Origin of the sequence: Herpetosiphon llansteffanensis, from assembly GCF_003205875.1 — a bacterium.
Taxonomy (GTDB): domain Bacteria; phylum Chloroflexota; class Chloroflexia; order Chloroflexales; family Herpetosiphonaceae; genus Herpetosiphon; species Herpetosiphon llansteffanensis.
The window spans coordinates 119,667-144,400 of record NZ_PUBZ01000022.1; the positions used below are offsets into that span (position 1 = coordinate 119,667).

A 24,734-nucleotide genomic window follows, 5' to 3' on the forward strand; every position below is an offset into this window, starting at 1 on the left:
AGCCCATAGCCATTCGATACAACAAATCCCCATGCTGCCCGAAAACAGCATGGGGATTGTTGATTTTAGCGTATTAGGCGGTTTTGGCCAATTGGCGCAGAACGGTGTGGAGAATCCCACCATTCTTGTAGTATTCAACTTCAACTGGTGTGTCGATCCGCACCACTGCTTGGAAGCTGAGTTCGCTACCATCTGGGCGAACGGCGCGTACGGTCAACTCTGAGCGAGCTTGCAAATCGTCGTTGATGCCTTCAACTGAGAAGGTTTCATCGCCCTTCAAGCCGAGGCTGGCAGCCGATTCACCAGCGCGGTATTGCAATGGCAACACACCCATGCCGACCAAGTTCGAGCGGTGAATCCGTTCGTAGCTTTCGGCGATGACGACTTTCACGCCCAACAAATACGTACCTTTGGCAGCCCAGTCGCGTGAGCTACCAGTGCCGTATTCCTTGCCAGCCAAAATCACCAACGGCGTGCCGCTAGCTTGGTAGGCCATCGAGGCATCGTAGATTGATTGTTGTTCGCCGGTTGGGAAGTAGAGCGTATAACCGCCTTCAACCCCATTCAACAACAAGTTTTTCAGGCGGATGTTGGCAAATGTGCCACGCATCATCACTTCGTGGTTTCCACGGCGTGCGCCATACGAGTTGAAATCTTGGGGATCAACGCCGTTATCAATCAAATATTTAGCAGCTGGGCTGTTTTTGGCAATTGAACCTGCTGGCGAGATGTGGTCGGTGGTTACCGAATCGCCCAACAAGGCCAAAACCCGTGCGCCATTGATGTCGCCGATCGGCGCTGGCTCTGGCTGCAAATCTTGGAAGAATGGCGGGTGTTGGATATAGGTCGAGTCGTTGCTCCAAGCATAGATATCGCCAGTTGGTGCTTGCACCCGTTTCCAAGCATCGCTGCCAGCAAATACATTGCCATATTGTTGGGTAAACATTTCTGGCTTGATGGCTTTGCGCACGGTTTCTTGGATTTCGCTTTGGCTTGGCCAAATATCGCGCAAGTACACTGGATTGCCCTCTTTGTCGTTGCCCAATGGCTCGGTCGCCAAATCGAGGTTCATTGTACCAGCCAAGGCATAGGCGACAACCAATGGTGGCGATGCCAAGTAGGCGGCCTTGACCAATGGATTGATCCGGCCTTCGAAGTTGCGGTTCCCGCTCAACACAGCGGCAGCAACCAACTCGCCTTCTTGCACGGCGGCAGCAACTGGCTCTGGCAGCGGCCCGCTATTGCCGATACAGGTTGTACAGCCGTAGCCAACGATGTGGAAGCCAAGCGCTTCAAGTGGCTCGATCAATTCTGCTTGTTCGAGGTAGCTTGAAACCACGCGTGAGCCAGGGGCTAAGCTGGTTTTGACGTATGGGGCAACAGTCAAGCCTTTTTCAACAGCTTTTTTGGCCAACAGGCCAGCACCCAACATCACCGATGGGTTCGAGGTGTTGGTACAGCTGGTGATCGAAGCGATAACAACTGCGCCATGGCCAATCGTGGCCGAGTGGCCGTTATTTTTCACGGTGGCGGTGCTTTCGGCCTTCTCAGGTGACAAGGCAAAACCACGCTCAGCAATTGGCGCGGTCAACGATTTTTGGAACGAAGCCTTGGTATTTGGCAATTCGACCCGATCTTGTGGTCGCTTGGGGCCAGCAACGCTTGGCACAATCGTCGAGAGATCCAAGTGCACGGTGTCGGTGTATTCTGCTTCTGGCGAGCTGGCATCGAGGAACAAGCCTTGGGCTTTGCTATAGGCTTCGACCAAATCGGCCAATTCATCGGAGCGGCCAGTGCTGCGCAAGAAGTGAATTGTTTCTTGATCGACTGGGAAGAAGCCCATGGTTGCGCCATATTCTGGAGCCATGTTGGCAATCGTCGCACGGTCTGACAAGGCCATATTGGCCACGCCAGGGCCATAGAATTCGACGAATTTGCCGACCACACCTTTTTTGCGCAGCAATTCAGTCACGGTCAAAGCCAAGTCGGTGGCGGTAGCGCCTTCGGGCAATTGGCCAGTCACTTTGAAGCCAATAACTTCTGGCAACAACATATAGATTGGTTGGCCGAGCATAACTGCTTCAGCTTCGATCCCGCCAACGCCCCAACCAACCACGCCAAGGCCGTTGATCATCGTGGTGTGCGAGTCGGTACCAACCAATGAATCTGGCAAGGCTACCAATTCGCCTTCTTCGGTGAATACTTGAACCACTTTTGCCAAGTATTCAAGATTGACTTGGTGCACAATCCCCGTTTCTGGTGGCACGACGCTGAAGTTATCGAAGGCTTGTTGGCCCCATTTCAAAAACTCATAGCGTTCGGCGTTGCGTTCAAATTCGCGCTCTGCATTGAAGAACAAAGCCATTTTTGAGCCGAATTGATCAATTTGCACCGAGTGGTCGATGACCAAATCGACAGGAACCAGTGGATTAATCCGTTGTGGATCGCCACCTTGTTGAGCCATTGCAGCGCGCATTGCAGCCAAGTCGACCACGGCAGGAACGCCGGTGAAGTCTTGCAAAATTACGCGAGCTGGCTTAAACGGAACTTCAATTTTTTCGGGGCTGGCGGCGTTCCAGCGAGCCATATTCTCAACATCTTGTTTGGTTACGGCAAAACCATCGTTGTTGCGCAACATAGCTTCCAACAACACCTTAATTGAGAATGGCAGTTTGGAGACGGCGGCAATCCCATCTTCCTCGAGTTTGTTGAGCCGATAGTAGACCAACGACCGATCACCGACGGTCAATGTGGCTTTGGCTCCGAAATCATCTTGGCGTTTGTGCGTCATCGCAACCTCTCTAGGCACTAATTCGTTAATTCCCAAGCATCAGGACATGCTGGTTCGAGAACAATTTCTCGTTTCTAGCTCTGCCTACTATGGTACTCGCCGCCTGCCGTTCCTGCAACTAGAGAGACCCTTGGTTTAACATAGGCATTATCTATGCTTAATCAAGGTTGTGATAGAAATTTATTAGGGCTTTTAAGAATTGTGTGGGTATTTCCCCTCACCCCAACCCCTCTCCCGTAGCGCGGGTGAGAGGGCTGGCTTTCAAGGGTCGGTGTTAAGATCCCCTCACCCCAACCCCTCTCCCGTAGCGCGGGCGAGGGGCTTTTACCCCGTGGTTTTGGCGAAATGTGTCGCTAAACGATGATTGGCTCCCCCTCGCCCGCGTTCAGTGGGAGAGGGGGCTGGGGGGTGAGGGAATGCTCCACAACCTCCCAATCGCTAAAAACCTACCCTTATAAGGAGAGGGGCATCGGGGGTGAGGGAATCTTAGATCTGCTGCACAATTGCAATGGCAAAGCCATCGTAGCCTTTGCTGCCGACGGTTTGCAGCGCGGTAGCAGTGAGCTTGGGGTTCGCAGCCAAATCAGCAAACAATTGACGCGTGCCTTGAATCGCTGGGTCAGGATTGTTAGCATCGGTGACGGCTCCACTCCGCACCACATTATCGCCAATAATCACCGTGCCAACACGAGCAAATTTGAGCGCCCAAGCCAAATAATGGGGATTATTCGGCTTATCTGCATCAATAAAAATAAGATCAAATGGCTCAATAGCTTCATCGGCTAATTGAGCCAAGCTATCTAAGGCCGCGCCAACCCGCACCTCGACCTTATTGCTCAAGCCAGCCTTGGCAAGATTGGCCTTGGCAACCTCGGCATGATGCGGCTCATATTCCAGCGTGATCAATGTGCCATCTGCAGGCAAGGCCCGAGCCAACCAAATAGAGCTATAGCCGCCCAAGGTGCCAATTTCTAAAATGCGTTTCGCACCACACATCAGCGCAAATAGGTGTAGCAATTTGCCTTGGTTGGGCGCAACATTGATTGGCGGCAAGCCTGCATCGGCGCTCGCTTGCAAGGCTGATTCCAAAATCGGATCAGCCTGCACCAACGAATCGGAAATAAACTGATCAACTGCATCCCATGTTGCTTGATTCATCGCATCCTCCTAGACTCGTTCGAGTTTGGCGAAGGCAGCGAGCAGTTTTTTCACGCCTTTGCCAGGAAACGCCACTGTTACTTCTTCGTCGTCGCCAACCATTTTACTGCTGACGACAACGCCCTCGCCAAAATTGGCATGGCGCACTTTATCGCCAGCGTTATAACTGGCGGCGCTTGGCTCGCGTTCTGGGCGTTTGGGTCGGGCTGGCCCACTTGTGCCACTCCACATGCTGCTCGGGCTTGGTTGCGCTCCCCGCGTGCGTTGCGGCGTGCTGCTTTGCCATTGGGTCGCAGCATGCACTGGCATTTGCTTGACCTCACGAATGGGCGTGCGCTGCAGCAAATCTTTGGGAATATCGCCCAAAAAGCGCGAAGGAATGGTTAAATCGGTGCGGCCCCATGTGGCGCGTTTGAAGGCATAGAGCATATACAGCCGTTGTTTAGCGCGAGTCGTGCCAACATACAACAAGCGCCGTTCTTCTTCGATACTTTCAGGATCGTCAATCGAGCGCCCGTGGGGCAATAATCCTTCTTCCAGCCCAGCCAAAAATACCACCGGATATTCAAGGCCTTTGGCTTGGTGCAAGGTAATTAAGGTCACGCCTGGTTCGCGAGCTTTGCTGGTGTCAAGGCTATCAACATCGCTGACCAACGCTACTTCTTCTAAAAAGCGTGGCAATTGATCCTCGGTTGGCAAGGCTAAATATTCCATACTGACATTTTGCAATTCGAGAATATTTTCCCAGCGTTCAGCGCCTTCTTCCTCGCCATACTCGGCCACCAAGAGATCTTGGAATGGCACGCGCTCGAGCAAGCGTTGAATCAATTCACCAAGCATTAAATCGTGGCGCAGATCGCGTAGCCCAGCCACCAATTTTTGAAATTGCTCGACGGCGTTGCGCGCTCGGCCACCAATTGGTGGATTTTGGGCCTCGTTGGTAACTAACAGTTCTAGCGCATCCCAAATTGAAATATCGAGATTGCGCGCCCATTGCAGCAACTCTTGTTGGGTGCGATCGCCAATGCTGCGGCCTGGCACGTTAATCACCCGCAGCAAACTAACTTCGTCGTGCGGGTTATGGATGATGCGCAGATAGGCCACAATATCTTTAATTTCTTTGCGCTCGTAGAAGCGCGTGCCGCCGACCAACTTGTAGCGTAGGCCACGGCTAATCATCGCTTCTTCAAAGGCTCGCGATTGGGCATTGGTACGATACATCACAGCAAAATCGTCAAGCGAACGACCATCGCGACCGCGAATGCGCATAATTTCGTCGGCAACCCAACGGGCTTCCTCGTTGTGATCGTAGGCCTCGACCAGCGAAACCAAGTCGCCTTCCTGCTGATCAGTCCAGATTTTGGTGGTATGGCGACGATCGTGGGCTGCATCGATGATCGATTGGGCCACATCGAGAATTGGTTGGGTTGAACGGTAATTTTGCTCGAGGGGAATAATTTGCACATCGGGATGCGCTTCTTCAAATTCGCGCACATTGGCCAAGCGCGCGCCACGCCAGGCATAAATTGATTGCTGAATATCGCCGATTAAAAAGTAGTTGTTGTGGCCAGCGCCAACGTGATTGACCAACGAAAATTGCACCCGATTGGTATCTTGCACTTCGTCGACCATCACATGGACGTAGCGCTCAGCGTAACGGGCCAGCACTTCGGGATGATATTCAAACAAATTAACCGTTTTGAGCAGCAAATCATCAAAATCAAGCGCATTATTGGCGAATAATTGCTTCTCGTAGCGTTCATAACAGCGCAGCACAATTTCATCAAAATAGCTGCTGACGCTGCGGGCAAATTCGGCTACGCCAATTAATTCGTTTTTGGCGGCAGAAATGCGGGCGTGGATCGAACGCGGGTTATATTGCTTCTCGCTTAAATCCAATTCGCGCAAAATCTGCTTCATCACCCGCTGCTGATCGTCTGCATCGTAGACCACAAAGTCGTTGGCGCGTTGCAAGTGCTGAATATCGCGCCGCAGCCAACGGGCACAAATCGAGTGGAATGTGCCCATCATCACATCGTGGGCGCGACTTTCGCCAATTAAATTGCCAAGCCGTTCGCGCATTTCGCGGGCAGCCTTGTTGGTAAAGGTCACCGCCAAAATGTTATAGGGGCGCACGCCAACTTCATTAATCAAATAGGCAATACGATGAGTGAGCACGCGGGTCTTGCCTGAGCCTGGGCCAGCCAGCACCAACACTGGCCCATGAATCGCTTGGACTGCGCGTTGTTGTTGAGCATTCAGCCCAATCAGCAGCGGGTGAGTCATTGATCTAGTCCTTACATGACGGTCAAAAACCGTGATCGATGTCAATCTTGCTGGCTCTATTGTACCCGTTCCGGCGCTGTGTTGGAACAGGTGAGCGAAAGCAAAAAAATGATTGGCGATAGCAAGGGCTTAGGCTGTTTGATTCAGCTTGGTGTTGCTGGTTTTGCTGGTTTTGCGTTGAAACAGGCTGCGCCAACTTTTACGGTGAGGCCGCGTAATATCCAACTGGCGGCGCAAGCCTTCGCTGGTGAGCGTAAAACCAACTAACAGCAACACCATCAAAATGCCAGCAAACACCGAGACCCAAGGCGAACGGCTATATTGGCCAAAGAAATCCGAAAGCATCTGGCCTAGCTCCGGTTGGCTGGCTTTTTGTTTGACAATATCAGGCAAGGGAACATCTTTGGTATAATCGCTGTAGACATAACTACCGCCAATAAAATAGCCCAAATAGCCAAGCTCGGCCACAATCAAGGTAACGGCAGTTAATTCGCTGGCCAGCAACATCGGCAACAGTGGCAGCATTTGGGGCAAAATATAGCGATAGGCAATTTGCCAGCGGTTAAGGCCAATCGCATGGGCACTTTCTAAATACTGGGCCTGTAACACCTTCTGCACTTGACCTTGAATCACACTTGCGCTATTGACCCAACCAGTTAAACATAAGGCGATCAGAAAGGTGCTCATGCCAGCCTTATTGGCAATCAGCGGCGTAGTGCCCTGATAGGTCAGCAGCGGTGTCCCAGTCGTCCAGATCAAATAGCCCAAGGCAATAATCAAAATTGGGATGGCGCTGGTAATGCTCATCATCGTATCGAGCACCCAAGCTACCCGTTGACCCAATAACCCGGTAATGCCGCCAATTGCCATGCCAATCACCAAGCGCACACTGGCAATAATGGCACATAAAATCAAGGTTGGCCGCACCGCCCACAATAAGCGGCTCAGCAAATCGCGGCTAATATCGTCGAAACCCAAGGGATGTTCAGGGTGAACAAATGGTGGCAAGGCTTCGCGCGGCGGGCCACCATAAAACTTGCCTTGATAGCGAAACGAACGATTTTCGGCCAGCGGATCATGCGGCGCAAGGCTCGGGCCGAAAATCGCAATCAACAACATCAAACCAGTAATCAACAAACCTAAGGTTAATGGCAGATTTTTCATTTAGCCTCTCCCTGCACTAGTATGCCGCCCAAGCGGATTGATCCAAAGGCTCAAAACAGAGGCCACTAAATCAACCACAATTAATACAGCGCCCAGCATCGCCAGCAACAAGCCCAAAATCAGCGGATGGAAGGAGGTTATTGCTTTGGTATTGGTCAGGCTATTGAATAACATCCAGCCAATACCACGCCAATCAAACAAGGATTCAACTAACACCAAACTGCCGACCGCCATTTGTAAGCCACGGCCTAAGCTCGCAAAAACCGCAGGCGCAACATTCGGAATCGCATGGCGACGCACAATCGTCGTCCAACGCAAGCCTTTACTTTTGGCAAAGCGCACATAATCTTGTTGCAATTCGTTTTCGAGCAACCCTGCGCCAATTGAGGCAATATAAAAAGCAGGCCGCAAAGCCAAAATGAGCGCAGGTAAAATCAGATGTTTCGATGTGGTATAACCCTGAACCGGCAACAATAATTGATTCGTCCAGCCCACACGTTTGACATACAACAAAGCTAAAACCAATAACGACCCCAAGAAAAAGCCAGGAATAGCATTGCCAAGCGTAAACACGCTAACCATCACTGGTGAGATGCGCCCAGTGCGGGGCGAAATTGCCAGCAAACACATGCCTAAGCCCAAAATAATCGTCGTCAGAAACGCTACACCCAACAATTTTGCTGAACGAATGATAAAATCATCAATATATTCGTTGACTTTCGTGCGATCTTTATTAATTCGGCCAAGGTCGCCTTTCGCCATCGCGCTAATCGTTTCGCGATAACGGGTCATAAATGGTTGCCTATCATACTGTACACCGTCAGTTCTACCATTCTCAGTCATGATAACAATTGGTTTAGGTGGATAAAAATAGCCTGTATACTTATAGGCATACCACGCCCCGAACAAATGTAATGCCGGCACTAACACGATCAATAATGCAAGTTTGCGTAATACAAGTCGGCTCATAAATCTAGTCTCCAATTGGCCCTGAGGATGAGCGTTGAGGTATTGTGTATATTACTCATCCACATAATAAAAGGTTCAGCCTTATGACCGACTTCGCTGCAATTAACCAATAATCTAGCTAGCAGATGAATAATTTAATAGCTAAAGTAATGAATTATGCCCTCACCCCCCAGCCCCCTCTCCCACGAAAACGCGGGCGAGGGGGAGCCGATCATTGTGTACCAAAATATAGCGGTAAAACCACGAGGTTAAAGCCCCTCGCCTGCGCCACGGGAGAGGGGTTTGGGGTGAGGGAATCCTTCTCATTTCTCCAGCAATCGCAGCATTGATACGCCTAAAAACCGCATTCCCGATCCCCGATCCCTAACCTCTGATCCCCACTAAAACGTTTGACGCATGATGTCATGCGTGCTAAACTCGGCATATCCTCTTTTGTAATACAATAGACCCACACCGTGTTCAACCAGTTCGATGAGGAACGCCCATGCACGAAATCTTATTCAACAGCCAAGTTATCGCCGTTCGCGAGATTTACTGGAACTTACCGCATGCGGTTGAGTATGTGTTGTACTTGTTTGCCATCGCCGCCATTGGCACGATGTTCTACAAGATGTATCAAGACATTCTGTTGTGGCGACGCGGCCATGCAACAGTGCGCTCAACCAATTTTGCCAGTCGCTTGTGGTCAACGACAACCGAGGTTTTTGGGCAGAAGCGCGTCTTACGCGATCGCACGCCAGGCATTATGCACACCTTTATCTTCTACGGCTTTTTGGCGCTGTTTATCGGCACCGATATTATTGCCGCTGAAGCCGACTTCACCATTCCGATTGCAGGTGAAGAGCAAGGCAAGATTTTAACTGGTGGCTTTTATCAGTATTACGAGCTGATTCTCGATGTCATGGGTGTGGTCTTTTTAGCTGGTTTGCTCTGGGCGTTGTGGCGACGCTACAAAACCAAACCAACCCGCTTGGATAATCGCCGTACCGATGCATGGGTGCTTTGGTCGATGATTTTCATTGTGGTTGGTGGCTACTTTATTGAAATTCTGCGCTTGGCCAACCAAACTATGACCGTTGGCGAAGGAGCAAACGCCGTTACCGCGATTGTCTACGAGCAAGGCTGGGCCAAATGGGCGATCTTCGGCTATCCTGGGGCAGCAGTTGCCCGCGCTATCGGTCTTGGGGTCGAACGCGCTGCCGATGGCACGATCATTCATAGCCAAGTTGCCTTATGGATTCACCGCGTGCTCTGGCTGAGCCATATGGCGGTGGTTTTTGCCTTCGTTGGCTCGATTCCCTTTACCAAATTTCGCCACATTTTCTATACCCCGCTCAATACTTTGTTCCGCGATCGCGACCCCAAAGGTGCGCTCGACCGCATTCCAAACATGGAAGAGGAACTGGAAAAAGATGAGCCAAAATTGGGCATTACCAGCCTGAGCGACTTCTCATGGAAGCGTCGCATGGACTTCGATGCCTGTATGCGCTGTGGCCGCTGTCAAGATAATTGTCCGGCCTTTGCCTCTGGCTCCGATCTTTCGCCCAAATGGCTGATTACCAAGATGAGCGATTTGATGCATGGCGGCCCAGTGATGAAGCGCGATGGCACGGTGGTGATGGTGCAGCCTGCTGGCTCAACCGCAGCCGCACCAACTGTTAGCAATGGCGTGAAAATCGAATTGCTCGAAGGCACGCCCGAAACCTTGCCATTGTATGAGCAAGGTATTGTCACCGAGAACGAACTATGGGCTTGTACCACCTGTCGCGCCTGTATGACCGAGTGTCCAGCGACGATTGAGCATGTCGATGACATTATCGATTTCCGCCGCAACTTGACCATGGTGATGGGCGAAATTCCATCAGGGGTCAAGACAGTATTACAGGGTATCGAGCGCAATGGCAACCCATGGAAATTGCCTCAGCGCCAGCGTACCGCGTGGGCCGATGGCCTCGACGTGCCAACCTTGGCCGAAAAAGAAGAAGCCGAGGTCTTGTATTGGGTTGGTTGTGCGCCATCGTATGATGATCGCTCGAAGAAAACCGCCCGCGCAATGGTGCAGCTCATGCAAAAAGCTGGGGTCGATTTTGCCATCCTTGGCGATGAAGAAACCTGTACTGGCGACCCAGCCCGCCGCATGGGCGAGGAATTGTTGTACGAACAACAAGCCAATACCAATATCGAAACCATGGGCCAATACAAATTCAAGAAGATCGTCACCACCTGTGCCCACTGCTACAATACTGTCAAAAACGAGTATCCGCAATTTGGCGGCAAAGCTGGCGTGGATTACGAAGTGGTGCACCATACCGAATTCTTGAACGATTTGGTCGAAGCTGGTAAGCTCAACCCAACCGTACCAGTCAACGAAAAAGTCGTCTATCACGACCCATGTTACATTGGCCGCTACAACGATATTTACGAAGAGCCACGCAATGTGCTGAATAGTATTCCTGGCTTGGAGTTGGTCGAGGCTGGCCCACGCAATCGCGAAAAAGCGATGTGTTGTGGTGGCGGTGGCGGCAACGCGTGGCTCGAAGGTTGGGGCGATAAACACGTCAATGTGATTCGGCTTGAACAATTGCAAACCGAAAAGCCCGATACCGTGGCGATGGGCTGCCCCTTCTGTATGGTGATGTTCGAGGACGCTGCCAAGAACACCAACCAATCAGAAACCCTTGGCCGCAAAGACGTAGCCGAAATTCTCTTGCAATCGGTTGGCGAGCAACCACCAGCCGCCTAAATTCAGTGCGTAGAACCAAAAACCCCCGCCATTGAGAAAATGGCGGGGGTTTTGTTTATTCTTGAAACAGCAGATAGTTGGTCGGGTCAAATTTGGCGGCAAGCAAAAATGTGCGCGCCTGCGCCACATCGTGCTCGCTAAATTCGATAATCTCTGAAGCAGTAGCGTGATCGGGGTTATCGGTCAAGGCCCAAATTGCCAATTGTTTGGCCACAAACTCGTCGCTGCTTTGCATAGCCAAATGGTCAATCAGGCGTTGCAATTCCGTATCAACAAAGCCATCAAACGCATAGGTATCAGCTTCAACACCTGGTTCAGCATACAATTCAAGGCTGTAGGCTTCAATTACGCCGTAGCGAGCGGTATCCTGTTTCGTAATCAGTGCCCTTGAGTGGATATAGGTATCTTCGGGGGTATCAAGCTGACCTTCATAGGCAATTAAGACCATATCTTCGTGATCAGCGCTTTGATTATCCAAAATGAGGCCAGCAGGAATCGTGATCCGCAGCGAGCGATCAGTTTTGCCAGTGACGGTCATCATCAGGACACTACCAGCAGTACCAGAGTTTTTAAATGCTAAATCGATTAAGCCTTGATCGTAGGCTTCTTGGATTGAGCGTGGTTCGGCATTGAGCGAACAGCCAGTAAGCACGATCAATAACAGCCCAAGCCCAATGGTGCGGAGCAGATACATATTCAACTTCCCTCAACTGTAGATTAACCGTAGCATACGTGCGATTTTTGGCCAAGACTAGCGACCAAAGACTGATCTGCTAGAGTTCGCGCAGGCCAATATCGTTGCGATAGGTCGCTGATGCGATGCGCAGGCGTTTGAGATTCTGATAGGCTTTTGTATGGGCATCAGCCAACGTAGCCGCTTGCGCCGTCACGGTCACAATCCGGCCAGCCTTTGAAGAAAGGTGATTGCCGCCCATTGAACGGACTAACATCGCATCGCTCAGCGCACTACTAACCCCACTCAACAAGCTGCGCTTTTCGGGCATATGCATTTCTTCGGAAACATAGCGCAAGCCATTGGGATTAGCAGTTTCATTTTGAAATGCCACAACGCCAGGCTCCAGCTCGGCGATGCCATCGATTGCCATGTCGGTGCTAAAACTGTGGGGATAGCCACTTGCCACCATGGTCACACCCACGCTGGCTTCTGGCCGCCAACGTAGGGCTGGCACATTCAGCAAACTACGATTATTGGCCGCAACCAGCAGCGGAAACAAATCGTCTTCGAGCAAGGGCAACAGCACTTGGGCCTCTGGATCGCTAAGCGTTGTGCGAATGCGCAAGACTTGCGGCCCGCGCGAGGTAATGGCGCAATCGACACCCAAAATACCCCACCACGGCAGTTTATCGCGTAGTAGAGCAGCCCGAATTGGCTCCAAAATGCTTGCACTCAGATAATCGCCAATTTGCTTGAGGATGCCGCTAGGCGTGGTATGTGCACCCATGCCTTCAGCCGCCCAGCCTTGATCGTTATCATCGAGCCGATCGTAGATACGCACAGCTTGCATTGGAATCAAGGTGGTTCCATCGGTCAGGGCTGAAAGCGCGACGGTTGGGCCAAGTGCAGGTTGCTCAATCACCACGCCACGATAATGGCCTGCGCGTGGTGGCAAGGCAAAAATTCCAGCCAAGGCCGCCAATGCTTCAGCCCGATCGGTATAGGCCCCATCGTATTCAGAAGGATAATCGCCCCACAACACAATTGGCATTGGCTGCGAGGCAACATACCGCTCAGCAGTTGCCAAATCACCTAAAGCGCGGCCAGTTGAGGTTGGAATTTGGTGGCGATTGAGAAATTCTTTGAGCCACAAGCGCGAGCGTTCAAGCACCGCCGACTGTTTGGGCGGCCCACAGACCGGAATTTTATACATGAGCGCTGCATCGGCCAAACCGTTGCTCAGATAACTGCCCTCTGCTGGCACAATCACCTGAAAATGCTCATCGTAGGCCCACTTCGCCAACTCGGTCATGTTTTCAAATGGCTCTGCGTTTGGCACAAGCAAACTTGTCCCACCATTGCCAGGTACGGTGGCTAAACTATCAATCCGCTGGCTGTTGAACAACTTCCAAACATAGGCATGGGCTGCGCCACTGTTGCCAAGCACAAGTACTTTCATAGGCCTAAATTACTAATAGAATCGCCAAATCAAAGCTTGATTTAGCGATTCGTAACGCTTGCATTCAGATCAAGAGCCAACTGGTGCAGTCAGCCCACACCAGTTGGCTCCATTGGTTAAGCGACCAAACCCTCACGGGCAGCAAACACATGATAATCAATCGTTGGGAATGGATTATCAAGGTCGTTGAAGCTTGCGGTAAGTTCGCGCATCAAGCCAAGGTCATTGGCCTCAATTGCATCAGCCAATTGGCTAAACCGATCGACATGCTCATTAAAGCGCTTGGTGGCATAATCTTGGGCTTGACCAGTTGTTACCAAGAAAGGCCAGTCGCTCGACTGCAACAGCAGCAATTCGCGAGCAGTTTGGGCCAAGGCCTCAGCCAAATCGCCATCGGTTTGGGGATAAGCTGCGACTAAACCCTCCATGCGTTTTTCTGCCGCATGAATAATTGGCCACATCCACTCGGTTTCTGGGTTGAGCCAGGTTTGGTGCGTGCCATTGGAACCCCACGAGCTTTCGGGTAGGTTCAACGATTCACGCGGTGGATTATTGGCAATATATTCCGAAGCCGTGGTCAGATCAATATCGGGATTGGCTGCCAAGCGCCGCAGCACTTCGCGCATCCAATCGACCCCTTCAAACCACCAGTGGCCGAACAATTCGGTGTCGTAGTTTGATGAAATCAGGCCATAGCGCCCAGTTTGGCCGCGATATTCGCTGATCACTTGATGCACCAAATTGGTGAAGTGATCGGCGTGGGCATGAATTTTGTCGTTAATCCAATCGGGATGATAGTAATCTTTGAAGCCAAGATCGACTTTTGGCCCAGTGATGCGCCAATATTGCATGCCGCTTTCACTATCTTTGCGATGAAACTCGCGATAGTTGGCATCGCCTGGATAGCCCCATTCTGCCGACCACACCTGCAAGCCAGTTTTGTGATGGCGACCAATCGCGGCAACTTTATCGCTCAAGCCAACCAAGTAGGGCTGAAGCGTGCTATTGCCAGTTGGCGGAACTTCGCGCGTCACTGGCACAACATATTTGCGCAGCGTATCGCCATATGGCCCAAGAATTTTGCCCTCGGCTTTATCCATGGGCGCGCCACCTTCGATGGTGGTGGTTTCGACGAAGAAACACTCGATGCCTTGGGCTTCGAGAAATTCTTCGACCCCTGGTTTGCGCTCGGTTTCGCTGCGATCTTCAGGGTAGTAGGCTGGGCGATAGGCGCACTCTGGCAGCCAAATCGCTTTGGGTTTGCGGCCATAATGGCGCTCGTAGCTTTGCACTGCAACCGCAATTTGGGCATAAATCGTTGAATCGCGGCTCACCAATGGCAAGTAGCCATGGGTTGCGCCACAAGTAATAATTTCGATATAGCCAGCATCTTGCAATTGGCGGAAGGCTCCGACAATATCGCGGTTATAACGTTCGATAAACGAGCGCTTGATCATGCTGTACCAATCGCGATACCACTGGGCCAAATAGGCTTTGTGGGGATCAGGTTGCTCTAGGGGAGCAGGTTCTTCAAGCTCTGCCTCAACGTCAAGTTCTTCCTCGGCATCAGCATCAGCAGCTTCATCAATTTCCGCAACGTCGGCGCTAGCAACAGTGGTGGCGCTCAACAAGCCTGCATGGAGAGGGGCTGGCGAATCACCAGCAGTTGAAGAAAGCAGGGCATCGTTTTTCGTAATTAGGCTTTCAAGCTCTTCGCTCGAAAGCAGTGGAGTTGACTCTGGCTCTGGCTCTGGCTCTAATTCAGCCCGTTGGGCGGCTTCCCAAACAGCCTGAACATCGGCCAAGCGATCAATATCAGCTTGAGCAGCAACAATCTTTTCGTCGAGATACTCTTCGAAATTGTGCAAAATCGTTGGGTCGGCCAATTGTTCGGTCAGAATTGGCGTAATCCCAATCGTCAAGCGAGGTGTAACCCCATCGTTGATCAGATCAGTCAGCGCATTGAGTAGTGGAATATACGTCTCGGAAGCGGCCTCGTGAAGCCATTCTTCACCGTGAGGCCAGCGGCCAGCTTTGCGACAATAGGGCAAGTGGCTATGTAAGACAAACGTAAACGCACCTTGTTTTGGCATAGATGCTCCTTCTGTGCGGAACATGCGGGACATGTTGCAGAGGTCGGTTCCCATTATAGCAGGTGTTCGCAAGCCAGAAGTATGCCGCGAGGCTTGTGGAGCGGTGCTTTATGCGCAAGCGTGATCCCCTCACCCCAACCCCTCGCCCGTGCGCGGGCGAGGGGCTTTTTCACCCAGATCGCTGGGAAACCATCGTCGACTCCCCCTCTCCCGCGTTTTCGTGGGAGAGGGGGCTGGGGGGTGAGGGAATCAAGAACTAATAGCGCGTGCCCACCGCAGCATCGATTGGCAACACAGCATCAATTGCGGCCAGCTCGGCGGCGCTGAGCTCAACATTCAAAGCCGCCATATTTTCTTCGAGGTAGCGACGGCGCTTGGTGCCTGGAATTGGCACAATATCATCGCCTTTGGCCAAGACCCAAGCCAAGGCCAATTGAGCTGGCGTGATGCCTTTTTGGCTGGCCAGTTGCTCAATATGCTGCACCAAGCTCAAGTTGCGTTGAAAATTCTCGCCTTGGAAGCGTGGTGAGTAGCGGCGATAATCATCGGCGGCAAAATCATCGACGCTGCGAAATTGGCCAGTCAAGAAGCCACGCCCCAGTGGGCTATAGGCCACAAAGCCAATGCCCAACTCACGAGTTGTCGCCAAAATTTCAATTTCTGGCTCGCGCGACCAGAGCGAATACTCGGTTTGCAAGGCGCTAATTGGGTGAACTTGATGGGCGCGCCGAATTGTTGGGGCATCGGCTTCGGATAAACCGATGTAGCGCACCTTGCCAGCCTGTACCAACTCGGCCATTGCGCCGACCGTTTCCTCAATTGGCACATTGGCATCAACCCGATGCTGATAATAGAGATCGATATGCTCAACGCCCAAGCGTTGCAGCGAGGCATCGCAGGCGGCTTTAACATATTCAGGCCGGCCATTGATTGAGCGCTGATTATCGGGGCCCCGTTGAATACCAAATTTCGTTGCCAGAATAACCTGATCGCGGCGACCTTTGAACGCCTTGCCAACCAATTGCTCATTGGTAAAAGGCCCATACATATCGGCGGTATCGAAGAAATTCACGCCTAATTCCAAGGCTCGATCGATGGTTGCCAGCGATTCGGCCTCGTCGGTTGGGCCATAAAACTCCGACATACCCATACAACCTAAGCCAATTGGATTAACTGTGAGTCCTTGGCTGCCTAGTGACCGTTGTTTCATTCCTGCCTCCAGCAATGGATCATAAACCAATGCAGGCAGTCTACACCTTTGAGTGCGCTCAAAGTCAAGTGCTGGAATGTGGCCAAGCCTAGCCAGCTACCTCAGCTTGTCAGTAACGCCTGAGCATGGTATACTTTTGATGATTCGTTGGCGTTTTATGCCTTTATAATCAGATAAAACGCAATTAACGAAAGAACGGGATACACCCATGAGGGCAGTATGGCGGTATTTTAGCCTTTTGATGATTGGGATTTTCATTGTTGGTTGTAGCGCAACAAGCTATGATAACACGTTGTTAACCCCAGGGGCTACCGCTAATCCTCTGACCCGCACGCAACTGGTAATTTGGCATGGAGCTGATGCCCAACGCAGTGAACTTTTCACGCGATTGCTGTTAGAATACCAACGTGCACATCCAAACGTTGTGATTCAAATTGTCAATCGTGGGCCAAACCTTCTGCACGATTATCGGGCGGCACTGCTTGAAGGCACACCACCAGACCTAATCTGGCTTAACGAAAATCGTTGGGTAGGCGAGCTTGCAGATCAACAACTGATTATTGATCTGACAGAACGACTGCGTGAGGTTAACCTTGAGCCAATCGTGCCAGCGGCGCTCGATGGTGCCCGTTATGGCGACAAGTTATATGGCTTGCCATTGACGCTTAATCTACCTGTGCTGTACTATAATCGGGCAAACTTTGTGAGCACACCGCCACAAAGCACCGCTGAATGGCTTGAAATCGCTCGCGGGTTTAGCGATGATCAAGGACAGTACGGATTAGCGTATAATTTATCGCTATACTTTACCCAACCCTACCTGCCAGCCTTCGGGGGCGCAATCTTCGATGAGACTGGTGCGGTGGTTCTGGGAACCCAAAGCTATACCCCAACATTACAGTGGCTAACCTGGGTCGACGCATTAGCCCAAGATCCAGGCTTGTTAGCCCGTGATGATCATCGACTGATAGCTCGCAGTGTGAGCCAAAACAGTGCGATCATGACGATTGACTGGGCCGATCAAATCAGCACCTATCGTCAATTGTGGGGGGAGAACGTTGGCGTGCAACCATTGCCACGCCTGAGCCAAACCGGCCAAGAACCGCAACCCTTTGTTCGGAGCAGTGTGCTTGTGATCAGCCCACGCAGCACCGAGCAACAGCAAAACGCCGCGCTTGACGTGATGCGGTTTCTTGTGGAGATGAAAGCGCAAACGGCTTTTCAAGCCGCTGATATACCAAGTGTGCGTAACGACTTAGCCAGTAGCGATCCACTCTATCCACAACTTCAGCTGGCAGTTAGTCGCGCGAGCGCTTGGCCCACCACCCTCCGCTTCAACAACGGATGGGACATCCTGATCGCTTTGGTGCGTAATAGCTTAAATGGCGCACCCTTGGAAGAAAGTATCGCGAACGCCGATCGCCTGCTACGGAGCGAGTAGCCAACCCAGCATATTACAGCGAACCGCTTGACAAGCAAGGGCTAAATTAGCCCGTTATAGTGGGATCTGTAGTTGATATTTGGCAAAAGATGTAGTAGAATGGCGCAGACGGCCAACCCGCTGAAGGCTGATCGTTCCAAGCAAGTCATTCATTATAGATTCCACGCCGGCCTACGGCCTAAGGAGGAGTTGCATGGCAACCAGAACCGAAGAGATGGTGCGGCATCTCAAGGCACTGCAGATGAATACGCCTGACATCGAAGCCTCGGCGGTCGTCAGCGTTGATGGTCTCATCATGGCCTCGAATCTTCCGAACGATGTGGAAGAAGATCGTGTGTCTGCTATGAGTGCCGCGATGTTGTCTCTGGGCGAACGAATCGCTGGCGAGCTTCGGCGTGGCGCACTTAACCTCGTCTTCGTACAAGGTGAAGAAGGCTACGTTATTCTGATTTCAATCGGTGAAGATGCAGTGCTAACCGCCTTGGCGCAAAGCCGGGCAAAGCTTGGCCTGATCTTCTTAGACATGAAGCGTACCGCTAACGAGTTGGCCCATTTCGTATAAGGCTGCCGACCTCCGAACGACCGTTCGCGGGCCAGAATCGGTTCTGGCCCCTTTTTTTGCTCTTGGGTAACGCTAGTGTGCCATGTGCAGGTGGCTTGCTGGCGCTTTTTTTATTTTAGCCAGCCGCCGCTCTGTTACAATCTTGCAATATTTGGCCCTTGAGCTTGGCAGTACACCACGATCTATGGTAGCGTAGCAGAACATAGAGCATAGAGCATAGAGCATAGAGCATAGAACATAGAACATAGAACATAGAGCATAGGGGGCGGGGATCGGGGAGAAGAACATAGAACATAGAAAAGGATGAATTATGAGGGATGAAGGCCAAGGACAACGATTAACGCAGAGGCACAGAGTACCGAAGGATGAAGGATGAAGGATGAAGGATGAAGGATGAAGGCAAAGTGCAACTATATAACGTAGCGGCGCAGAGACATTAAGGCTCATTTGTTGGGTTAAACAATATAATCCTCATAATCTGTGTAATCTGTGGCTAAAAATTAGGTATTCGTGTAATTCGTGCAATTCGTGGCTAAAAAATAGTTCTTCGCGGTTTCCGTCCTTTGTTCTCTTCGTGTCCTTCGTGGATCAAACGTTACCCCAGTTATAAAAGGTAGATTGGCATGTTTGCACCATTCGATCAGCATCGACGACGTGAGCTTGGGTTGATTCTTGGCGGTACGCTGCTTGGCGTTGGCTTAGGCGCGCTTGCCGCGTTTGTGCCTGGCTTTTTGGTTGTCTCAGGCGTGCTGGGCTTGCTGGTCGGCGCATGGTTTGCTCGTTCAGTGCATTCGATTCTGACGGCTAGCGTTTTGGTTGCCACACTGTTGCCCTTTGGAACTTTGCCTTTCAAAGTTGGCCTAACCCCAGCCTTGCTTGAGCTAGGTTTGTTGGCCTTGTATGCCATGCTGGTCGTGCGCAATTTGGTCGATCCTGAACGCAGCTGGCGCTGGGGTAGCCTCGCCCCATGGGTTATTCTGCTGCTTGGTAGCTCATTTTTCTCCTTTATCATTGGCTCGAATGGCTCACCCGATAGTTTGCTGCTGCATAATTATTTCAAATTACTGCTTGGCATTTGTTTGTTCTGGGGCGTGCAAAATGCGCTCGATTCATTGGAACAAGCTCGTTGGTGGCTGCGTTTGCTGATTCTGGCTGGTTGGGCGGCGGCATTGCTCGGCATTGGCCTGCGCTTCGCCCCCGATGGCTTGGCCCTGCGCTTTTTGACCGCACTTGCGCCAATTGGCTACCCTGCAAGTGGCCGCGTCTTGCGCTATGTCGAAGACGACCCGAATGGGTTTGAGCGGGCAATTGGTACCTCGATTGACCCCAACGGTTTTGGCGGCATGATGGCCTTGTTGGGGGCGATTGCCCTGGGCCAAGCCTTGGCTCAACGCCCAGTTTTGGGCCGGAAATGGTTATGGCTGATCACTGCCAGCTTTGGTTTGGCAGTCTTTTTAACCTCGTCACGGGCGGCGCTCGGCGGTTTTGCCATTGCAGGCTTGTTTCTGGCAACCGTGCGCTATCGCCAATTGTGGTGGCTGATTGGCGCTGGTGGCATCGCTGGAGCAATCGCTGTTTTGGGCTTGGGCAAGGGCGGCAATTTTGTCGAGCGGATTGTTGAAGGCATTCAGTTCAAAGATCAAGCCAATCAAATGCGCTTGGCCGAGTTTCGCAATGCAATCGCGATTATGCGCGAGTATCCTGTGTTTGGGGTGGGCTTTGGCCGCGCCCCGAATATCGACCTAACGACTGGTGTGAGTAGCGTCTATTTGGCGCTTGGCTCGCGCATGGGCTTGGTTGGCTTAGGCTTATACATTTTGACTGCAATTGCCTTTTTGGTACTTACCACGCAAGCTATTCGCCGTAGCGAGCGCGCAGTTGGCGATGCAATTATTGGCTTGCAGGCAGCAATTTTAGCAGCACTCGCGGTTGGTGTGCTCGATCATTATTTCTTTAATATTGAGTTTCCGCATATGGGTACGCTGTTTTGGGGCGTGGTAGGCTTGGCAATGGTTTTTATGCGCGAGGCAAAAGCCGATCAGCATCACCCATCACAACCATAGATGTTAATGATGCAGAGTTCGCATACGACCTCGGTTTTGGTCTGGGTTTGGTTTCAACACCATCCAGGATTCCAACCCGAGGTCGTGTTGTGTCCGCTCGTTGTGTCTCCCTGTCCACCTTAAACAGCGGGGTTGGGCTGATTTATGGTGCTAAAACGAGGCGCGGGTTGCTTGGCTTGCTGCTCACTGGTTGGCCAATTGGTTGCAATTGACTGCTCGCTCGTTGGGCCTGAAACAATTGCCAGCCATCAGCTTGGGGCGCAAAAAAGTAAAGCACTTGCTCGTTCCAACCAACCATCACAGCTTGGTGGGGCAACACTTGGCTTTGGCCTTCTGGGTTGATAATCAGGCCGTTTGATTGTTCAGTGCCGTTGAGCGCCAGCCAATCATCTGCCGCCCAAACACTCTGCTCGCAACTATTGACTGAGAGCGCACTCAACACGCCGTTACGCCAATAGCTTGGCTGCTCGGAGTTGCATAAGAGCATGGCTTGGCCAGTAGGGCTTAATGAAACGCGATTAGCATTAATGCCTTCCACTTGCTGTACCTCGCCGCTGCCTTGCCAACGATAGACAGTTGGCACGCCATCGCGCGGCTGATCGACATAAACCAACGTGCCTGCCTGAAACTCTGGATTAAAGGCCATTGCCTGAGCAAGTGGCGTAGGCGTACCAATACTGGCATCAAACACGATAAAACTGGCGTGGCCATCTGGCTGGCTATTGAATTGAGTAATTAATTGCTGGTCAAGCCAGCCAACAACCCCTGCCCCCATCGCCAACGGATCGGCATTAATCGGCGTGAAGCTCGCATCAGCAAAATTATAGACCTGCACAGTTGGGTTGCCCCAGCCGCCACCAGTGCCAAAGCTGCTGGCCGAAGCAAAGGCTAAATAGTCACCATTGGACGATAAAGCCAGATCGACCTCTAAATCAGGGGTGTTGGTCACGCGTTGGGCTGCGCCAGTCGCCACATCAACAGCATACACATCAACATAATCTTCGTGGGCCGAAGCCAAGAACAACGTTTTGCCATCACGTGACCACACTGGAGCGTTATCAGTCAAGGCACTCTGGCGGCCCAAGATTGGCGCTTGATCAGGAGCGACTGCTGGCAGCAAATTAAGCAAACGGCGTGGGTTTTGCTCATCAACCCCAACCACCCACAACTCAGCCAGTTCAAGCTGCTCAGTTTTGGGCTGGCTATCGTTGACAACCACAATCGCCAACTGTTTGCCATCGGGCGAAGCCGACCATGGCAACTGGGCGTTGGGCTGGGTTGGGTTGGCTAATTGAAAGGTCGTGCCTGCCAAACTGATGGCACCAATACTGCCATCAGCAGGCAAGTTGAAAATAACTGAGCCAGTGCGAATTGCCGGCTCGGCAGCATAATCGGCAATTGTTGCGGTTGGGCGTTCGGGCAATGAGCTAGCGGGTAGGGCTTGGCTCGGCATTGGGCTTGGTTGGGTCGCAGGTTGGGTGGCACAAGCAGCCAGGAATAGCCCCAACCCAAGGATTTGGGCGAGTCGTCGCATCAGGTCTTTCCTCCTCAATTGGTTGGGTAATACGCCTATTGTAGCCAAAATGGCCGAAATTACCCTGATGATCGATTGAAAATTGGCTGATACTTCGCCTACAATAGCAACAGAAATCGAACGATCAAGGAGTGTGTATGGCTTCACATCTGGTCAATGGGGTTCATTACTACTACGAAGAGCGTGGCGCTGGCGATCAAGTGATTTTCTTCGGCCATGGTTTGATGTATCACTGGCGAATTTTCGAGCCACAAATGGAATATTTCGCGGCCAAAGGCTATCGCTGTATTGCGATCGATTGGCGTGGCCAAGGCCAAACTGAGGGCGGCGGTACGCCCGACGACTATTCAATGTATCGTTTGGGCGATGATGCCTATCAATTGTTGAGCGATTTGGGCATCAAGCAGGTGCATTGGGTTGGGGTTTCGATGGGTGGCATGATTGGCTTGCGGCTCTACCCCAAACATCCCGAGCTGTTTCTCTCGTTGAGCCTGATTGATTCATCGGCTAGCGATGCGCCCGAATTGCTCGATGCCTATCGTCAAATGGCCGATGGCTATATCGCCTATGGCCTGATTCAACCTTTGAAAGAGGGCTTGGATGCGGTGTTTTATACCAGCAAAATGGCTGAGCGCCAGCCCCAAGTTCAGAGCTATTGGCATGCCTATTGGACAAACGCCGACCGCGAATCGCTGTATAAAGCAATTATTCCAGTGATTGAGCGCGACGATGTGACCAATACCATTAGCCAAATTAGCGTGCCAACCCTGATTGTGGTTGGGGTTGAGGATATGTCTACGCCGCCAACCAAGAGCGAGCAAATGCAACAATTGATTCCCAATGCGCAATTGATCTATATCGACGATGCCAGCCATATGTCGGTGTTGGAGCGCCCAGAAGCGATAACCGCAGCGCTGGCTGAATTTATTGGCTAAAAAAGCTAAGGCCACAAACCTTTACGATTTGTGGCCTTGCTTGCATTTAAGCGTTCAGAATTGCCTGCATCCATGGCAGATGCTCTGCATAATGCTCAAAGGTATCACCAACAATCCAGCCAATAATTGGCTCATCGTTGGTTGAGCCAGCTTGGAACTCACGCTGTGGGCGCAATAAATCGCTATCGCTCAACTGAGCAATCCGCGCTACTAGGGCTTCATGGTTGGCTGCGAGGGTGGCATAAACCTCGTCAAGTGGTAAATCATGGTGGCGTTGGTACAGCACCTGATTAACTGTCTCGAAGCCTTGTTGCCAAACTGCTTCATCAATATCGATGCTACCCCAGCGCGATTCTGCATTCAACAAACCTATGATGCTTTTTTCCCAGAGCGCAATATGAATTGCATGATCTTTAATTGTCCAGCCTGCTGCATCGCTCGGGCCGGTCATTTGTTCGTGGCTTAAACCAACCAAAAACGTTTGCAATTCTTGCCAATTAGCAGCAATGCGTGCTTGTAATTGTTGCGCAGTCAGCGGAGTTTGATCGTCGATTTGGGTCATGATCGATTCCTTCCAATAAAGCACTGATGGGTGATCAGGGCGCATCTACCAAGCAGTGGCTGCGAGCAGATGCGCCCTGAGCTTAGCTAGCGGGCTAAAATATCGCGCATCCAGGCTTCGTGTTCAGGGTAGTGCTCGAAGGTGTTACCAACCATCCAGCCAATAATCGGATCATTGAGGTTTGTACTGGGCTGAAATTCACGATGCGGACGCAGTAAATCGCGATCGCTGAATTCAGCAATGCGTGCGACAACTGCTTGGTGGTTCGTTTCAAGGGTTTTGTACACGTCGTCAATCGGCAGATCGTTGTATCGTTGGTGCAGAATGCGGTTAATCGCATCAGCGCCTTGTTGCCAAACCGCTTCGTCGATGCCGAAGCTAGCGGCGCGTGGCTCTGCATTGAGCAAGGCCAACAGGCTGTTTTCCCAGAGTGCAATGTGCATTGCATGGTCTTTGATCGTCCAACCTTGGGCATCGGTCGGGCCGGTCAATTGCTCGGGGGTTAATTCACGCAGAAATACGAGGAATGCTTGCCAAGCGGCGGCGATTCGTGCTTGGAGGTTGGCCACCGTGATCTCAGCTTGATCGTCAATTTGGCTCATCATTCATTCCTTCCAAATAAACACCACTCTTAAGCTTAAATTAAGCATAGCAGCATTTGGCGTAATTACCTCATTCTCTAGCACGAATAAGCTAATTTTTTAAATTATGAATTATGAATTATGAGGGATGAAATTTAGAATAGAGCGCATCGCATACATGGTTATAGGCTATGGGCTATGGGCTTTGGAGTAGTAATCCTTCGTGCGCTTCGTGCTCTTCGTGGATCAAATAAGCTACTTTTTTAAATTATGAAGTATGAGGGATGAAACCAAAAGGCAGAAATCAAAAGGCAAGAGCCTACAGCCTATATGTAATGGTTCATCACGTTAACCACCGCCTGATCCCCTCACCCCAACCCCTCGCCCGTGCGCGGGCGAGGGGCTTAATCGTGCGGTTCGGTCGCGATGCGTGATCCAACACGGTCGGCTCCCCCTGCCTCTTATACACATCTGACGCTGCCGACGAAGCTAGAAGTGTAGAAGTCG

General features: G+C 51.5%; 17 protein-coding genes. 5 read left to right on the forward strand and 12 right to left on the reverse strand.

Features of this window, described 5'->3' with window-relative positions; all coding sequences use genetic code 11:
• Window positions 1–73 precede the first annotated feature (73 nt).
• The 5 genes from acnA to C5S61_RS01710 form a co-directional block, all read right to left on the reverse strand.
• Entirely contained in the window at window positions 74–2,791 is a 2,718-nt protein-coding gene (acnA, locus tag C5S61_RS01690) for an aconitate hydratase AcnA (RefSeq protein WP_110513393.1), read from the reverse strand.
• A 486-nt stretch (window positions 2,792–3,277) separates the two neighbouring features.
• Entirely contained in the window at window positions 3,278–3,949 is a 672-nt protein-coding gene (locus C5S61_RS01695) for an O-methyltransferase (protein ID WP_110513394.1), read from the reverse strand.
• Window positions 3,950–3,958: 9 nt separating this feature from the next.
• On the reverse strand, window positions 3,959–6,235 hold the full coding sequence (locus C5S61_RS01700) for an ATP-dependent helicase (RefSeq protein WP_110513395.1): 2,277 nt from the start codon (window positions 6,233–6,235) through the stop codon (window positions 3,959–3,961).
• 129 nt (window positions 6,236–6,364) lie between these two features.
• On the reverse strand, window positions 6,365–7,399 hold the full coding sequence (locus C5S61_RS01705) for an ABC transporter permease (RefSeq protein ID WP_110513396.1): 1,035 nt from the start codon (window positions 7,397–7,399) through the stop codon (window positions 6,365–6,367).
• The gene (locus tag C5S61_RS01710) at window positions 7,400–8,368 is read right to left on the reverse strand and encodes an ABC transporter permease subunit (RefSeq protein ID WP_110513397.1); all 969 of its coding nucleotides are present in this window, start codon (window positions 8,366–8,368) and stop codon (window positions 7,400–7,402) included.
• Between the two features lie 484 nt (window positions 8,369–8,852).
• Here C5S61_RS01710 and C5S61_RS01715 point away from each other — a divergent pair, with 484 nt between their 5' ends.
• Window positions 8,853–11,111, forward strand: coding sequence for a (Fe-S)-binding protein (locus C5S61_RS01715; RefSeq protein WP_110513398.1), 2,259 nt, complete (start codon window positions 8,853–8,855; stop codon window positions 11,109–11,111).
• Window positions 11,112–11,166: 55 nt separating this feature from the next.
• On the opposite strand, the gene C5S61_RS01720 is transcribed toward C5S61_RS01715, so the two are convergent.
• From C5S61_RS01720 to C5S61_RS01735, 4 genes are all read right to left on the reverse strand, one after another.
• The gene (locus C5S61_RS01720) at window positions 11,167–11,805 is read right to left on the reverse strand and encodes a hypothetical protein (protein ID WP_110513399.1); all 639 of its coding nucleotides are present in this window, start codon (window positions 11,803–11,805) and stop codon (window positions 11,167–11,169) included.
• A gap of 79 nt (window positions 11,806–11,884) precedes the next feature.
• The gene (locus C5S61_RS01725) at window positions 11,885–13,246 is read right to left on the reverse strand and encodes a phosphoribosylamine--glycine ligase (RefSeq protein ID WP_110513400.1); all 1,362 of its coding nucleotides are present in this window, start codon (window positions 13,244–13,246) and stop codon (window positions 11,885–11,887) included.
• Window positions 13,247–13,362: 116 nt separating this feature from the next.
• Entirely contained in the window at window positions 13,363–15,339 is a 1,977-nt protein-coding gene (locus C5S61_RS01730; RefSeq protein ID WP_110513401.1) for a 1,4-alpha-glucan branching protein domain-containing protein, read from the reverse strand.
• Window positions 15,340–15,595: 256 nt separating this feature from the next.
• Window positions 15,596–16,549, reverse strand: coding sequence for an aldo/keto reductase (locus C5S61_RS01735; protein ID WP_110513402.1), 954 nt, complete (start codon window positions 16,547–16,549; stop codon window positions 15,596–15,598).
• A 208-nt stretch (window positions 16,550–16,757) separates the two neighbouring features.
• On the opposite strand from C5S61_RS01735, the gene C5S61_RS01740 reads away from it, so the two are divergent.
• The 3 genes from C5S61_RS01740 to C5S61_RS01750 all read left to right on the forward strand — a co-directional run bounded on the left by C5S61_RS01740 (window position 16,758) and on the right by C5S61_RS01750 (window position 20,615).
• The gene (locus C5S61_RS01740) at window positions 16,758–17,990 is read left to right on the forward strand and encodes a sugar ABC transporter substrate-binding protein (RefSeq protein ID WP_110513403.1); all 1,233 of its coding nucleotides are present in this window, start codon (window positions 16,758–16,760) and stop codon (window positions 17,988–17,990) included.
• 193 nt (window positions 17,991–18,183) lie between these two features.
• Window positions 18,184–18,552 (forward strand): roadblock/LC7 domain-containing protein, encoded by a 369-nt coding sequence (locus C5S61_RS01745; RefSeq protein WP_054535499.1) that lies wholly within the window; start codon window positions 18,184–18,186, stop codon window positions 18,550–18,552.
• Window positions 18,553–19,175: 623 nt separating this feature from the next.
• Window positions 19,176–20,615, forward strand: a complete 1,440-nt coding sequence (locus C5S61_RS01750) for an O-antigen ligase family protein (RefSeq protein WP_110513404.1) — start codon at window positions 19,176–19,178, stop codon at window positions 20,613–20,615.
• A gap of 142 nt (window positions 20,616–20,757) precedes the next feature.
• On the opposite strand, the gene C5S61_RS01755 is transcribed toward C5S61_RS01750, so the two are convergent.
• The gene (locus C5S61_RS01755) at window positions 20,758–22,149 is read right to left on the reverse strand and encodes a TolB family protein (RefSeq protein ID WP_110513405.1); all 1,392 of its coding nucleotides are present in this window, start codon (window positions 22,147–22,149) and stop codon (window positions 20,758–20,760) included.
• A 137-nt stretch (window positions 22,150–22,286) separates the two neighbouring features.
• Between C5S61_RS01755 and C5S61_RS01760 the strand changes: the two genes are divergently transcribed.
• A complete protein-coding gene (locus C5S61_RS01760) occupies window positions 22,287–23,084 on the forward strand; it encodes an alpha/beta fold hydrolase (RefSeq protein ID WP_110513406.1) in 798 nt (265 codons plus the stop codon).
• 46 nt (window positions 23,085–23,130) lie between these two features.
• Here the strand turns inward: C5S61_RS01760 and C5S61_RS01765 are convergent, their stop codons facing one another.
• Together C5S61_RS01765 and C5S61_RS01770 are read right to left on the reverse strand one after the other, a co-directional pair.
• Window positions 23,131–23,646 carry a ClbS/DfsB family four-helix bundle protein gene (locus C5S61_RS01765; RefSeq protein ID WP_110513407.1) on the reverse strand — a complete coding sequence of 172 codons (516 nt, stop codon included), beginning with the start codon at window positions 23,644–23,646 and terminating at the stop codon, window positions 23,131–23,133.
• A gap of 86 nt (window positions 23,647–23,732) precedes the next feature.
• Window positions 23,733–24,248, reverse strand: a complete 516-nt coding sequence (locus tag C5S61_RS01770) for a ClbS/DfsB family four-helix bundle protein (protein WP_110513408.1) — start codon at window positions 24,246–24,248, stop codon at window positions 23,733–23,735.
• Window positions 24,249–24,734 lie beyond the last annotated feature (486 nt).